Annotated in this window: 18 protein-coding genes; all 18 read left to right on the top strand. The window is 61.3% G+C overall.

Annotated elements, in window-relative coordinates:
- Positions 1 to 777 carry a thiamine pyrophosphate-dependent enzyme gene (locus AB1402_02395; GenBank protein ID MEW6540451.1) on the top strand — a complete coding sequence of 259 codons (777 nt, stop codon included), beginning with the start codon at positions 1 to 3 and terminating at the stop codon, positions 775 to 777.
- Complete coding sequence (locus tag AB1402_02400; protein MEW6540452.1) at positions 755 to 1,342, top strand: 2-oxoacid:acceptor oxidoreductase family protein; 588 nt, start codon at positions 755 to 757, stop codon at positions 1,340 to 1,342. The genes AB1402_02395 and AB1402_02400 overlap by 23 nt, the downstream gene beginning before the upstream one ends.
- A 3-nt stretch (positions 1,343 to 1,345) precedes the next feature.
- Positions 1,346 to 1,669 carry a ferredoxin family protein gene (locus AB1402_02405; GenBank protein MEW6540453.1) on the top strand — a complete coding sequence of 108 codons (324 nt, stop codon included), beginning with the start codon at positions 1,346 to 1,348 and terminating at the stop codon, positions 1,667 to 1,669.
- Between the two features lie 236 nt (positions 1,670 to 1,905).
- The gene (gene gvpA / locus AB1402_02410; GenBank protein MEW6540454.1) at positions 1,906 to 2,118 is read left to right on the top strand and encodes a gas vesicle structural protein GvpA; all 213 of its coding nucleotides are present in this window, start codon (positions 1,906 to 1,908) and stop codon (positions 2,116 to 2,118) included.
- Positions 2,119 to 2,297: 179 nt separating this feature from the next.
- Positions 2,298 to 3,710 (top strand): hypothetical protein, encoded by a 1,413-nt coding sequence (locus tag AB1402_02415; protein ID MEW6540455.1) that lies wholly within the window; start codon positions 2,298 to 2,300, stop codon positions 3,708 to 3,710.
- Positions 3,711 to 3,846: 136 nt separating this feature from the next.
- Positions 3,847 to 4,719 (top strand): gas vesicle protein GvpN, encoded by an 873-nt coding sequence (gene gvpN, locus AB1402_02420; GenBank protein ID MEW6540456.1) that lies wholly within the window; start codon positions 3,847 to 3,849, stop codon positions 4,717 to 4,719.
- Positions 4,720 to 4,849: 130 nt separating this feature from the next.
- A complete protein-coding gene (locus tag AB1402_02425; GenBank protein MEW6540457.1) occupies positions 4,850 to 5,134 on the top strand; it encodes a hypothetical protein in 285 nt (94 codons plus the stop codon).
- Positions 5,107 to 5,910: a GvpL/GvpF family gas vesicle protein gene (locus AB1402_02430; protein MEW6540458.1), complete on the top strand. Its 804-nt coding sequence runs from the start codon at positions 5,107 to 5,109 to the stop codon at positions 5,908 to 5,910. The genes AB1402_02425 and AB1402_02430 overlap by 28 nt, the downstream gene beginning before the upstream one ends.
- Positions 5,907 to 6,416, top strand: coding sequence for an archaeal heat shock protein Hsp20 (gene hsp20, locus AB1402_02435; GenBank protein ID MEW6540459.1), 510 nt, complete (start codon positions 5,907 to 5,909; stop codon positions 6,414 to 6,416). Before AB1402_02430 ends, hsp20 begins: the two co-directional genes overlap by 4 nt.
- Positions 6,416 to 8,605 (top strand): CDC48 family AAA ATPase, encoded by a 2,190-nt coding sequence (locus AB1402_02440; GenBank protein MEW6540460.1) that lies wholly within the window; start codon positions 6,416 to 6,418, stop codon positions 8,603 to 8,605. Before hsp20 ends, AB1402_02440 begins: the two co-directional genes overlap by 1 nt.
- Entirely contained in the window at positions 8,602 to 8,850 is a 249-nt protein-coding gene (locus tag AB1402_02445; protein MEW6540461.1) for a gas vesicle protein GvpG, read from the top strand. The genes AB1402_02440 and AB1402_02445 overlap by 4 nt, the downstream gene beginning before the upstream one ends.
- A 3-nt stretch (positions 8,851 to 8,853) precedes the next feature.
- Positions 8,854 to 9,234, top strand: a complete 381-nt coding sequence (locus AB1402_02450; GenBank protein MEW6540462.1) for a gas vesicle protein — start codon at positions 8,854 to 8,856, stop codon at positions 9,232 to 9,234.
- A gap of 76 nt (positions 9,235 to 9,310) precedes the next feature.
- Positions 9,311 to 9,730: a hypothetical protein gene (locus AB1402_02455; protein ID MEW6540463.1), complete on the top strand. Its 420-nt coding sequence runs from the start codon at positions 9,311 to 9,313 to the stop codon at positions 9,728 to 9,730.
- Between the two features lie 18 nt (positions 9,731 to 9,748).
- A complete protein-coding gene (locus AB1402_02460) occupies positions 9,749 to 10,045 on the top strand; it encodes a gas vesicle protein K (protein ID MEW6540464.1) in 297 nt (98 codons plus the stop codon).
- 18 nt (positions 10,046 to 10,063) lie between these two features.
- Complete coding sequence (locus AB1402_02465; protein ID MEW6540465.1) at positions 10,064 to 10,969, top strand: GvpL/GvpF family gas vesicle protein; 906 nt, start codon at positions 10,064 to 10,066, stop codon at positions 10,967 to 10,969.
- The gene (locus AB1402_02470; GenBank protein ID MEW6540466.1) at positions 10,966 to 11,238 is read left to right on the top strand and encodes a gas vesicle protein; all 273 of its coding nucleotides are present in this window, start codon (positions 10,966 to 10,968) and stop codon (positions 11,236 to 11,238) included. The genes AB1402_02465 and AB1402_02470 overlap by 4 nt, the downstream gene beginning before the upstream one ends.
- A gap of 5 nt (positions 11,239 to 11,243) precedes the next feature.
- Positions 11,244 to 11,501: a gas vesicle protein GvpO gene (gene gvpO / locus AB1402_02475; protein MEW6540467.1), complete on the top strand. Its 258-nt coding sequence runs from the start codon at positions 11,244 to 11,246 to the stop codon at positions 11,499 to 11,501.
- A 392-nt stretch (positions 11,502 to 11,893) separates the two neighbouring features.
- Complete coding sequence (locus AB1402_02480) at positions 11,894 to 12,475, top strand: helix-hairpin-helix domain-containing protein (protein MEW6540468.1); 582 nt, start codon at positions 11,894 to 11,896, stop codon at positions 12,473 to 12,475.
- Position 12,476 lies beyond the last annotated feature (1 nt).

Genomic DNA, 12,476 nt, shown 5'->3' on the forward strand with positions numbered 1-12,476 from the left:
ATGACCGTCAAGCCGGCGATGCCGGAAAGCTGGCGTCTGGAAACCAAGCCCCACAAGTTCTGCCCGGGATGCGGGCACGGGATCGCCCTGCGCGCTCTCGGGCAGGCCATCGACGAACTCGGGATCCAGGACCGGGTCGTGTTCGGGTGTGACATCGGCTGTTCCCTGCTGGCCTGGGATTTCTTCAACGTCGATTCCGTCCAAACCCACCACGGGCGGACCACGCCGGTGGTCACCGGGATCAAGCGGGCGAACCCCGAACTGATTTGCGTCGCCTACATGGGCGACGGCGGGGGGTACGCCATCGGGGCGCAGCACCTGGTCAACGCGGCGGGCCGGAACGAGAAGATCACCGTCATTCTGGCCAACAACACGCAGTACGCGATGACCGGCGGGCAGATGGCCCCCACCACCCTCCCGGGTCAAAAAACGGAGACCTCCCCCTACGGCCGGGACCCGGAGGCCACCGGCCGCCCCGCCAAAGGACCGGAAATGGTGGCCGCCATCACCGGCGACGACGCCTATGTCGCCCGGGGCACGGTGAGCAAGCTGCCCCAACTGCGCAGAATGATGGTGCGGGCGCTGCGAAACCAGATTGAGGGCCGGGGCTTTTCCTTCGTGGAGGTGCTGGCCACCTGCCCCACCAACTGGCGGACCAACGCCAAGGATACCTGGGAGTTTCTCGAGCAGAAGATGCCGGCCCATTTCCGGACCGGAGAACTAAAAGCGCCGGCGGCCGCCGGAAAGGACGAAGATGGAAAGAAAGCGGCCCGTTAAGATCGTCGTCGCCGGTGAAGGGGGCCAGGGGGTGCAAGCGGTCGCCGAGATCCTGGCCGAGGCGGCCTACGAGGATGGTGCCCAGGCCCTGTACATCCCGGCCTTCGGCGTGGAGCAGCGGGGGGGCGTGAGCCTGGCCTTCCTGCAGATCAGCGACCGGCCCGTCGCCTCCCCTAAATTCGAGAAGGGGGACATCGTGGTCGCCCTGAGCGGGCGCGCCGTCCGGAGAACCCGCCAGTACGTCGGGCCGGAAACAGTCTTTATTTACGACGACCTGGCCGAAATCAAAGAAGAGGAAATGCCTCGAGCAGCCCGCCGCATCCTGAGTATTCCGGCGGTGGCCGTCGCCAAGGCGGAACTCCACCCGCGGGTGTTCAACATCGTCATCATGGGCGCGGTCATCGGGGCCACGCGGGTCGTGCCGGTGGACCAAGCCAAAAAGGCCCTGGAGAAAAGACTGGGTTACAAATTCGAGCAGGACCCGAAGCTGCGGGAGTTGAACCACCGGGCCCTGGAACGCGGCGTGGAGCTGGTGGACGGGATTCTAAAAGGAGGCGGAAATTAAGTTATGGAAGGCTTTGAACAGTACGAGACGAAGCCGTGGGAGTTTGAGTACCGCACGGCGGAAAATAAGGTGGAAGGCTTTGAACCCGTGACCCGGGAACTTCCCGGAGGCACCTTCGTGGTTTTCCCGGGCCTCTGCAAGGGCTGCGGCCTTTGCCTGGAGAAGTGCCCCAAGCGCTGTCTGGACTGGTCCAAGCGGCTGGGCCTCTACGGGACGCCGGCCATCGAGCCGGTCGACGGCGAGGCCTGCAATTACTGCGGCCTGTGTGCCCTGGTCTGTCCCGACTGTGCAATTATGGTAACCAAAAAGAAGCGCGGCGATGCCTGATCCGGCGGGCCGGCGGGCAAAAACACTTGACAGCAGGAGCGCGTCGTTGATAACAGCCGTACCTCCAAAGAACGGCCCATTCCCATTCCCGGATGCACAAACCTCCAAGGATACCGGTTGACCAGGAATAGGCGCCGAATCTTTGGTGGAATAAAGGGAAATAATTGCCTGCGAAGTAACAGCACTGGCAGTTTTGGCATATAATGCTGTACCGCCAAGGAAAGGGGGTGGAAAGGATGGCCGTTGAAAAAGCAATTAGCTCTTCAAGCCTGGTGGAAGTCGTTGACCGCATCCTTGACAAAGGCGTTGTCATCGATGCTTGGGTCAGGGTCTCCTTGGTGGGCATCGAATTGTTGGCTGTTGAGGCACGCGTGGTCGTGGCTTCGGTTGACACCTATCTGAAGTACGCAGAGGCTATCGGGCTCACGGCGTCTGCATCGGCCGCCTAAACGCGCGGGAAGGGGCGAGCATCCCTGGAGGGTGAGAGCGTAATAAGTCCCTCTCACCAGGCACGGCCCATCCAGGCATCGCTTGCGACTTTCCCACCGGAAGAGCGAAAACGCACGACTACAACCGGTTATTCCGGTTCACCGCGGTGTTTTGTCACACCAGAAAGTCAGGTGACAAGGTGAACGACGGAAAAGATACCGATAATTCATATTGGATCTCGGACTACACTTCCTCCTTGGTGACGGATTTTGCCGCTCGGATCAGGGAAGACGTTCAACGGGCCGTATCTCAGCAAGAAATCAAGACCGAGTCCTTACGCCGCAGCATGGCGTACCACCATAACATGCGCCATAAGGACTTCGACTTCCTCACCCGCGGTTTGGAGGCCCGGTGCCGTGAGAGCAGGAACAGAGTGTTGGACGCTCTGGAAAGGTTCTGTGCGGAGGAGAAGGACATCAACGAGCGAGTGGAGAGTTTCCTGGCCCGGCAAGGCTTGGTGACCGGTCGGGAGCAGTTCGAGATGCTGGATGATCTAAGACGGCAGGTGGAAAGCAGGAAGCGGATGGAGCAAGCCCTGTTCGAGTTCTTCCGCCGGCAGGGTGAGCTGCGGGTCGCCCTGGATGAAATGCTCGCTTCCGTCAGCAAACTGAAATCATGCAACCTGCGGTTGATCATCAAGGAACTGGAAACTCATTGGCAAAACAGTTATTTCGCGGAACTGCTCCACCGGCTCCGCCGGGGTTGGGGAGCGGATGTTCCCGCAGCATTGGCATGCTACTCTTTCTTAGCTACTCAGGGAGGTGGCGACATGCGCCCGGCAAACGAAATGAAGGACCTGGTAGACCATATATTGTCAGATAGGCGGCAACGCAACGATTACATCTTGAATTTGCAGCAGGACGTTAAGAAAAGGCTTGAGGAGTTACGGGGCTACCATGAGGAAATGGCCCAGAGATTGCAGTCCACCCTTCAGGCAGAGCGCAGCAAGCGTCTGGCCGGTGAAGAAGAGCGGATGGACAGTTTCAATGACGCTCAGTCGGCGCTGTACACGGAGCTCTCGGCATTACGAAGGGGAACACAGCAAAGGCTGGCTCAGTTTCAGCGGGAGCGCGAGAACTTGGAAAAGCGGTTGGAGGCCCTCTTTGACCAGTTGCGTAAGGATCTGGCTGAGGGTGAAGAGCAAAGACTCGCGGATTTTCGGGCCCAGTATCTGGTGATCGAGGAAAAGACAAAAGTGCTGTATGAGGAGACAGCCCGATGGCTGAAGGAATTCAATACCCACCGCCGGGAGATGGCCGCGACTTTGCGCCTGATTCTCAAGGCCGGCAAAGAAGACCTGAATCGGGAAAACCAAGAGCGCTTAAGGGCATTTGAAGTGTTTATGGGCGAGCTTAGAAGAGACTTGAGCGCGCTTCTCGATGAAACCCAGGACGTCCTCAAGGGCTACCGTGAAGACCTGAAAGGGGCGGCGGCCGCCTGGCGTCTGGTATGGGTGGGGATAAGAAAACAAACCGGCACATCCGCGAACGTGGCGCCGGTCGTTGAGGCCCCGGCTCCCGTTGATGAAACCGGCGAAAACGGCAACCGGTAGATGAACCTTGGCCCTGTGACCATGCGACCGGAAAACTCGTTTTCGTCAGCGGGTTTCCCAAGTGCGGCACGAAAAGGCCGGAAAGGATGAGAAGCACTTGGCAGGTGCCGAACCGACCGTTCTTAAACCGAAACCAATGCCCGACTTTGTGGAGACTTCACAAGTCAAAGATACGACTGAAAGAGCGCTCGCCTATCTCGCCGCGGGTTTCCCGGTGCACTTCCGGGGCGCTTCAGGAACGGGGAAAACCACGCTGGCCTTCCACTTGGCGCACCTCTTGGGCCGGCCCGCGGTGCTCTTACACGGGGACGAGGAGTTCACGACCTCGGACCTGGTGGGGGGTGCGAACGGCTACCGTTTGCGTAAGGTGGTGGACCGCTTCGTTTCGCGGGTACTGAAGGTGGAAGAGGACGTGAGCACCCGGTGGGTTGACAGCCGGATCACCTTAGCTTGCAAGAACGGTCTCACTTTGATCTACGACGAATTTACCCGTTCGCGCCCTCAGGCGAACAACGTACTGCTCTCCGTCCTGCAGGAAAGGATACTGGACCTGCCCTTGGCGGCCGGTGTGAACGAGTATTTGCAAGTACACCCGAATTTCAGGGCTATATTCACCAGCAACCCGGAAGAATACGCCGGGGTGTTCCGTAGCCAGGACGCTTTGCGGGACCGCATGGTGACTATCGACCTGGACCATTTCGATGAAGAGACGGAGACCGGCATTACCGCCTCGAAGTCGGGCTTGTCAGTTGAAGACGCCCGTAAAATCGTATCGATCGTCCAAGATCTGCGGGAATCTGGGAGGTGCGAGTTCTCGCCCACCGTCAGAGGATGCCTCATGGTCGCCAGGACCACGCAGATCGTGGGTGCCCGGGTTAGTGCCCAGGACCCACGCTTTCGGGCCATCTGCCTTGACGTGCTCGCCTCGGAATCGAGCCGCGTTGGTAGCCGGAAGAGCCTGCTCCGTATCCGGGAAACGGTTGATGAACTGATCAGCAAATGGTGCTGAGAGTTTCCCGGGGACAAGGCGATTGAGACCGGCCGTACGACAGGGAGCGGGATAAGACGGTTCGGATTGGAAGCATCTGGCAGCCGCAGGGCGTCTGACGGTCATGGAAGGATGAAGTTTCTTGCGTGGTTTGAACGACCTTGAAGGGTTTAGGGGGACTAGGAAGCGGGTAAGGACCACCCGTCCCAAACGGAGGACCGCCGCTGCGGCCTATTTCGATCTTTGTCTGCTGCAGAGGGAGCAGGAGCGCCTGGAAAAGGAGCTTGGCCGGATTGGTAGGCGGCAAAAGGAAATCGTGAAACGTCTTTCTGAAATCGAGCAGGAAAAGAAGACCCTAGGCAAGGTTGTCTCCGGAAAACCCTCAGCGGGAGAGGAGGAAGACGGCGAGTGGACGACACTGCCCTTGGACTATTGACCGACAGGCTGGCCGGCAAGTATGTGTACTGCATCGTTTCGGGGGAGGAAGAGAGGAACTTCGGCCCGGTGGGCATCGGCGGAGGGCAGGAGGTGACGACCATTGCCCACGGTGACCTCAGCGCGGTTGCGAGTTCCTCGCCCCTCGAGGAGTACTCGATCAAGCGGGAGAACATGCTGGCACACGAAAACGTAATTGCCAGGGTCTTTCAGGAATACCGGGCGGTCCTGCCGGTAAGGTTCAACACTGTAGCCGCAGGGGTTGAAGAAGTGCGCCGGTTCCTCCAGCGGGAGGCGCCGGAGTTGCGGCGGCTTCTGCGCGCTGTCGACGGGCGGGCGGAAGTCGGGCTGCAGGTATTTTGGCAAGAAATGCAGTCCGTGTTCCGTGAAATTGCCGAACAGGATACCCGAATCAAGAAGCTGCGTGACAAGGTGTACGGGGAAAAGGGCGAGGGGCGGCACGAGGACAAGATCCGCCTTGGAGAGTTGGTGCTGGCGACGCTGCTGAGAAAGAAGGCCGAGGAGGCCCGGGTTCTGCTGGACGCTCTGCGTCCGGCGGCGGTCGACTATCGGGAGAACAAAATCTACGCCGACCAGATGGTCTTGAACATGTCCTTCCTGATCGACCGGGCCCGGGAGGTGGAGTTCGACAATTGCCTAGCCGACTTGGATCGGGAATACAGCGAGCGCTATCAGTTCAAGCGGACGGTACTGATGGCGCCGTTCAACTTCAGCGAGATCCGGATTCGCGGGGAAGCGGGGAGTGATGAAGCTTGAAAAAGCGTGACGAGGCGCGCGAGGAACTTGGTCTGGGGGGGCTCTTCAAGGGTCTCGGCAATTTCCTCGATTTGGTGGCCAAGATGGCGGAAAAAGGGGAAAACGAGACTACCCGGACTGGGGAGTTCACCGGCCCCGGCGGGAAATACCACGGGGTCTACGGCTTTTCAGTCCGGTTGGGGCTGGGTGGGAGGCCGGTCGTTGAGGAGTTCGGTAACATTCGGGACACGGACGACGGGCCGCTGGTCGATGAGGTGCGCGAGCCGATCGTGGACGTCCTGGATGAGGGGAGGCAGCTCCTGATCATCGCAGAGCTTCCGGGAATAGAGGAAGAAAGCATCGCCGTCAACCTGGACGAGGGAGCCCTCAAGCTCCAGGGCGCGGGCAAAGACCGGGTTTACCGGAAGGAATCCGCCCTCCCGGTGAAGGTGGACCCCGCCTCGCGCAAGCTTTCCTACCGCAACGGAATCCTGGAAATCAGGCTGGCCAAGAAGGAGGACGCTTGATGCCGCCCGCGGAAGTCGCACCCGAGACAACCACGCGGGTCACTGAAGCCCGGCCCCGCGACGTCGGCCGCGGCATCGCCCGGCTCGACCCCGGGGACATGTCCGCACTGGGGGTCGAGATCGGAGATGTCATCTGGATCGAAGGCCCCAAGGTGACCGTCGCCCGTGCGATGCCCACCTACCCCGAGGACCGCGGCCGGCAGTCCCTGCACGTTGACGGCATCATTCGCGAAAACGCGCAGGTCAGCCTGGGGGAGAAGGTCCGGCTCAGGAGAGCGGAATGGCAACAGGCCGGTTCAGTACTGTTGAAACCCCAGGGGGTCGCCCGGGGCAGCTGGGGGGAGAAGGAGGCCCGGTATCTGGCGCGCGTCCTGGATGGCGTGCCGGTGGTGGTGGGTGACCGGGTGCGGGTCACCCTGGTCGGGACCAGAGCGCACGACTTTTTGGTGCTGGACGCGGTACCCAAAGGAGCGCTGCTCATCACGGCCGACACGGATGTACGGATCAAGACCGCCGCCGTCGTCTCAACCGGGACGGGTGAACCGCAATGCGCCAAGGTTACCTATGAAGACATCGGCGGGTTGCAGCGCGAAGTCCGCAAAATCAGGGAGATGACCGAACTCCCCCTGAAGTACCCGGAGGTGTTCGACAAGCTGGGAATCGACGCGCCCAAGGGCGTGCTCCTGTATGGGCCGCCGGGCTGCGGGAAGACCCTGATCGCCCGGGCGGTGGCCGGCGAGACGCTGGCCCGTTTCTACGCCGTCAACGGACCGGAGATCGTGCACAAGTTCTACGGGGAGAGCGAGGCCCACCTGCGCCGATTGTTCGAGGAAGCAAGCCGGAACGCGCCCGCTGTTATTTTTCTGGACGAAATCGACGCGGTGGCTCCCAAGCGTGCTGAAGTGGTGGGCGAAGTCGAGAAGCGGATCGTGGCCCAAATGCTGGCCCTGATGGACGGGCTGAAGACGCGGGGCAAGGTGATCGTCATCGGCGCGACCAACATCCCCGAGAAGCTGGACCCCGCCCTGCGGCGTCCCGGTCGGTTCGACCGGGAGATCGCGATCGGGATCCCGGACCGGCACGCCCGGCTCCAGATCCTGCAGATTCACACGCGGGGTATGCCCCTGGCTAAGGATGTGGATCTCGACACGCTGGCCCAGATCACGCACGGCTTCGTCGGCGCCGATCTGGAAGCGCTGTGCCGGGAAGCGGCGATGATCACCCTGCGCAAAATAATGCCCGAAATCGACTTCGCCCAGGACTTCATTTCGTATGAAACCCTGGAAAGACTTGCCTTGAGGCAGGCCGACTTCCTGGAGGCGTTGAAGGAAATCGAGCCTTCGGCCATCCGGGAGGTGTTCACCGAAGTGCCCGAGGTTGGCTGGGCCGACGTCGGTAGCCTCGACGAGGCCAAGCAGGTGCTGCAGGAGAGCATCGAATGGCCTCTGAACCACGAGGAGTTCTTCGCCGCCGCAGGCGTGCGGCCCCCGAAGGGGATTCTTCTGCATGGTCCGCCAGGGTGCGGCAAGACACTGCTGGCCAAGGCGGTGGCCAGCGAGAGCCAGGCGAACTTCATCATGGTCAAGGGCCCGTCGTTGATGTCCAGGTACGTCGGAGATTCGGAAAAGGGCGTGCGCGAGGTCTTCCGGAAGGCGAGGCAGGCTGCGCCCTGTATTGTCTTTTTCGATGAGATTGACGCGCTGGTGCCGGTCCGGGGCGCGGCGGACGGCGACTCCCACGTGACGGAGCGGGTGATCAGCCAGTTCCTGACCGAACTGGACGGCATCGAGGAACTAAAGGGAGTGGTGGTCCTGGCCGCGACCAACCGGTTGGATATTATCGATCCGGCCATTCTCCGCCCGGGCCGGTTCGACATTTTGGTCGAGTTGCCGTATCCGGACGAGCGGGCGCGGTTGGCGGTCCTGCAGGTCCATACGCGGGGCCGGCCGCTGGCTGCAGACATCTGTCCGGCCGCCTGGGCGCGGGCGACGGACGGCTTTTCGGGCGCGGCCTTGGAGGGTCTGTGCCGCCGGGCCGCCACGGCCGCCTTGAGGGATTGGATCGAATCGAGCGGCGGGTCGATCACCGCCGCGGGGCCGTTTGTGATCACGCTCGCGCACTGGCGGGAAGCGTACCGGGAACTCTGCAGGCATCAGGGCGTCCCGTCGGAGGCGGGTGACATAGGATGATTGTGACTTACCTTTTGCTGCAAACGGCGAGTCTGCCCCTTACGCTCTTTCTTAAACTGGTGGAGAAGATCCACGAGCAAGCCTGGGAAGAGATGTACGGGGAAGAAAACATCAAGCGGGACCTCATGCGCCTGCAGCTATGGCTGGAAACGAAGGAAATCACCGAAGAGGAGTACAACCGGGCGGAAGAGATACTCCTGGGCCGGTTGGAGGCGGCATGGGCCGCCGCAAAGCAGGAGGTGTAAGCGATGGCACTCGAGCCGCGGCGCGGCGGCGACCTGGTGGAAATCATCGACCGGGTGCTGGATAAAGGACTGGTGATCAACGCCGATATCAACATCTCCGTTGCCGGAACGGAGCTTCTGGGAATCCAGATCAGGGCCGCCCTTGCTTCGTTTGAGACCGCCGCCAGGTTTGGCCTGCAGTTCCCGTCCGGCACCAATTACGAAACGGCGGCCTGGAAAGAGGCCACCATTAACAAAGAGGCCTGTCCCCAGTGCCGCAAGGCGGTCGACCTGGAGGAATTGATGGACGCGAGCTGCCCCTGGTGCGGTTGGATAAGTGCGAGGGCCCGCAGGGCCAAGGCTTTGCCGGAAGTCCTCCCGGCGTCCCGGGATGATTCCGCCTAAGGCCGCGCCGCCACCCGGCGGACATACTGAACACGAGTGTGATACCGGCATGGATACACATGCGGAGGAACGGTTTTTGTCGGCCATGGACAGCGGCAGCCGCCTCCTGTTCTGGTACCTGGCGTCCCGTGGCCACGCCTCGATTGCGGAAATGGCCGCGGCGGTGGCGGCGGTGAACCACTTCGAGGTCCTGCGGCGCCTGGAAGAGGTGATCAACCCGGCAGCATTGACTCACCTGGGCGCGCCAGCCGCCGAGTTTCGGGAGCGGGACCTTGACCCCGTAACCGGCGCGCCGGTCATGTTTCACTGGTGGTGCCGGAGCGGCGGTGAACAAAGAAGCGCCGGGCTTGCGGACGTTTTTGACGAAGCCGGCCGGCTGAAGATCTTTGTACAGGTGCCGCTTGATTTCAGGGCTGGAGTCCCGGATGTGCGGATCAACAACGGGATTCTGGAGATCACCATCCCCCACGTACGGGCGGGGTGTAACGGGGGCTGACGGGACGGGGGATTGCAGATGGCTATTGAACTCGACACCGACAACATGAAGCACGGGTTGCTGGGGCTGGCAGTGGCCATAGTGGAGATCATCCGGGACGTCTTGAAACTTCAGGCGCTGGAAAGGATGGAAAGCGGCCGCCTGACCGGTGATGAGATCGAGCGGCTGGGCCGGGCCCTTTTGGAGATGGACGCGGCGCTGGAGGAAATCAAGTTGCAACAGGGCATCGCAGACACAGTCAGGGCTGTCCAGGACGGTCTGGACGACGTCGTTGACTGGATTGTTAACCCCGAACGCTGGGTCGACGAAATGTAAGGAACGAGGTAGTCTTTGATGGACGGGAAGCAAGAAGCGGGAGTCAAGCCGCAGGTGCCGGACACGGCATTGGGAGCCGAGAGGACGGACGGCCGGGCAGCCATGGGCGTCTCAGTACCAGGGCCGGAGGCCGTGTACCTTTACGGGGTGCTGGAAAGCGCCGCCCACGGTTCTCTGGGGCCGATCGGCCTCGACGGGGCCGAGGTTTACCTCGTTGTCCACGGGGGCTTAGCGGCCGTTGTTCACAATTGCCCGGACGCGGCATACCGGACCGGAGGCCGGGCGGCCGTCGAGGCCTGGGTCCTGGCGCACCAGCGCGTGCTGGACGTTGCGGCTGCACGCTTCGGCCCGGTGCTCCCCTTTGGCTTCGGCGTGATTGTATGGGGGAGGCAAGAGAGTGCGGAGGCTGTGATCCGGCGCTGGCTCGGAGACGAGGAACCAGGGCTGAGGGAAAAGCTGAAGAAGGTCCGTGGCAGGCAAGAGTATGGCATCCAGGTGTTCTACAATGTGGCTGTTCTGAGTAAAGATACGGTCGCCCAGAGTGAGCGGTTGCAGGAGCTGGAGGCGCGGATCAGGACCAGCCCCCCCGGTCTGGCCTACATGTACCAGCAGCAATTGCAGAAACTGGTGCGGCAGGAACTGGAGGGCCGGCTGGACCGGTGCTACCGGGAGTTTTGCGGCTCCATCCGGCAGCACGTGGCCGACGTGCGGGTGGAAAAGGTGAAAAAAGCGGACGGTGGAAGGGTGATGTTGATGAACTTGTCCTGCCTCGTGGACGAGGACCGGGTGCGGGACTTGGGCAAAGAGCTCCAGAGGATTACGGACCTTGACGGTATCGAGGTGCGTTTCACCGGTCCCTGGCCCCCGTACAGTTTTGTTTCGGTAGGCGATAGAAACCTGCCGGAGGGCGGGGTTCTGCCATGAGGCCGGTGCGGGACACGCGGGCCACCTTGGTTGACGTCCTGGACCGGGTTCTAAAAAAGGGGCTCCTAATCAATGCCGATGTTATCATTTCCGTAGCAGGCGTACCCCTTATCGGCGTGAGCTTGAGAGCCGCGGTGGCAAACATCGAGACCATGCTTAGCTATGGCATCTGGGAAGACTGGGATGCGGCCCACCGGGCAGTGGCCGGCGAACCGGGAGGGCCGGCGGCAAACCGGGAAATCGGAATGATTGGCTACAAGGGAGGGTGATATCAGTGGGCTTAGAAAAGGCGGTGACCAGAGCCAAGAACTATTTGGAGCAGTTGACAGGTCTACTGGTGGAAAGAGTCATCGGGGCCGGCAAGACCGACCAAGGTTGGCAGGTAGTCTTGGAGGCTGTGGAGCGCAAGGCTGTACCTGATCTAATGGATATCATCGGGATATACGAAATGGAACTGGACGTCCGCGGCAGGCTCTTAGGCTATGAGCGGAAGAATCTGCGCAAGCGGGGGGAGACCTGCAAAGCCGAGTAGCGTTAACTACTCAGGAGCCAGGAGCCAGAATTCAGGAGTCAGAATGAAAAGAGAACCCGCCAGGCATTTTCAAGACTTGATTGTTTGGCAAAAGGTTCATCAATTCGTTCTATCCTCCCTTATTCTGGATTCTGGCTCCTGACTTCTGACTCCTGAGCAGTTACCGAGTAGCTGTCTTTGAGTTGAGGGCCGGGAAACCAGCTCCAACCTCACACATCTCACCTCACATCTCGCGGCCGGTAGTTGTTGAGTGGTGAACTGGGGCGAAAGAGCTTTCCTCCGTCCGAGTCCGTGGGCTTCTTTTTGTGCCCCGCTTCCGAAGCCGACAGGAATTTGGTGTAAAAAGGAGAACAGAAAAAGGAGAACAGAAAAAGGATAACCATCCCGGGCTGGTGAGGACCTTGTTCGGACGCCGTGAGCAGTTGGCCGCCCTGGTATTGGCGGCCGCCATTGTCTTCGGTCTGGGCTATGTGTATGCTCAGGCCAAAATCAAGCCGCCCGAGCTTCCGGTTCTCGAACAGGCGGGGGAAAAGGAGCAGGCGACGCTCCTGGTCCACGTGGCCGGGGAGGTAAACGCCCCCGGCGTGTACCGGGTCGAGGGGGGCGCCCGGGTGGTGGACGCGGTGGAAATGGCCCGTCCCTTGCCTTCGGCCGACCTGCAGGCCCTGAACCTGGCCGCGCCGCTGCAGGACGGCCAGAAGGTGTTGGTGCCCCGGGTCCGGGCGCCGGATGCCCAAGGGTCGGTGCCGGGAGGCAGTGCCTCTGCCGGGGCGGGCGATTCCCGGATCAACATCAACACCGCCGACCGGGCCGAACTCGAGAATCTGCCCGGCATCGGCCCGGCCCTGGCCGAACGGATTATCCGGTACCGGGAGCAAAACGGCCCTTTCGTCTCGGTGGACGACCTGATGAACGTGTCCGGGATCGGTGAGAAACGGCTCGAAGGGCTGCGCGACATGGCCACCACCTACTAGG

It is taken from the genome of Bacillota bacterium (genome assembly GCA_040757205.1).
Taxonomy (GTDB): domain Bacteria; phylum Bacillota; class Desulfotomaculia; order Desulfotomaculales; family Desulforudaceae; genus Desulforudis.

Excerpts from the sequence above, each read along its gene's own strand:
- AB1402_02395 (MEW6540451.1), top strand. The coding sequence starts at position 1 with ATGACCGTCAAGCCGGCGATGCCGGAAAGCTGGCGTCTGGAAACCAAG.
- AB1402_02400 (MEW6540452.1), top strand. The coding sequence starts at position 755 with ATGGAAAGAAAGCGGCCCGTTAAGATCGTCGTCGCCGGTGAAGGGGGC.
- AB1402_02405 (MEW6540453.1), top strand. The coding sequence starts at position 1,346 with ATGGAAGGCTTTGAACAGTACGAGACGAAGCCGTGGGAGTTTGAGTAC.
- gvpA (MEW6540454.1), top strand. The coding sequence starts at position 1,906 with ATGGCCGTTGAAAAAGCAATTAGCTCTTCAAGCCTGGTGGAAGTCGTT.
- gvpN (MEW6540456.1), top strand. The coding sequence starts at position 3,847 with ATGCCCGACTTTGTGGAGACTTCACAAGTCAAAGATACGACTGAAAGA.
- AB1402_02440 (MEW6540460.1), top strand. The coding sequence starts at position 6,416 with ATGCCGCCCGCGGAAGTCGCACCCGAGACAACCACGCGGGTCACTGAA.
- AB1402_02445 (MEW6540461.1), top strand. The coding sequence starts at position 8,602 with ATGATTGTGACTTACCTTTTGCTGCAAACGGCGAGTCTGCCCCTTACG.
- AB1402_02450 (MEW6540462.1), top strand. The coding sequence starts at position 8,854 with ATGGCACTCGAGCCGCGGCGCGGCGGCGACCTGGTGGAAATCATCGAC.
- AB1402_02460 (MEW6540464.1), top strand. The coding sequence starts at position 9,749 with ATGGCTATTGAACTCGACACCGACAACATGAAGCACGGGTTGCTGGGG.
- AB1402_02465 (MEW6540465.1), top strand. The coding sequence starts at position 10,064 with ATGGACGGGAAGCAAGAAGCGGGAGTCAAGCCGCAGGTGCCGGACACG.
- AB1402_02470 (MEW6540466.1), top strand. The coding sequence starts at position 10,966 with ATGAGGCCGGTGCGGGACACGCGGGCCACCTTGGTTGACGTCCTGGAC.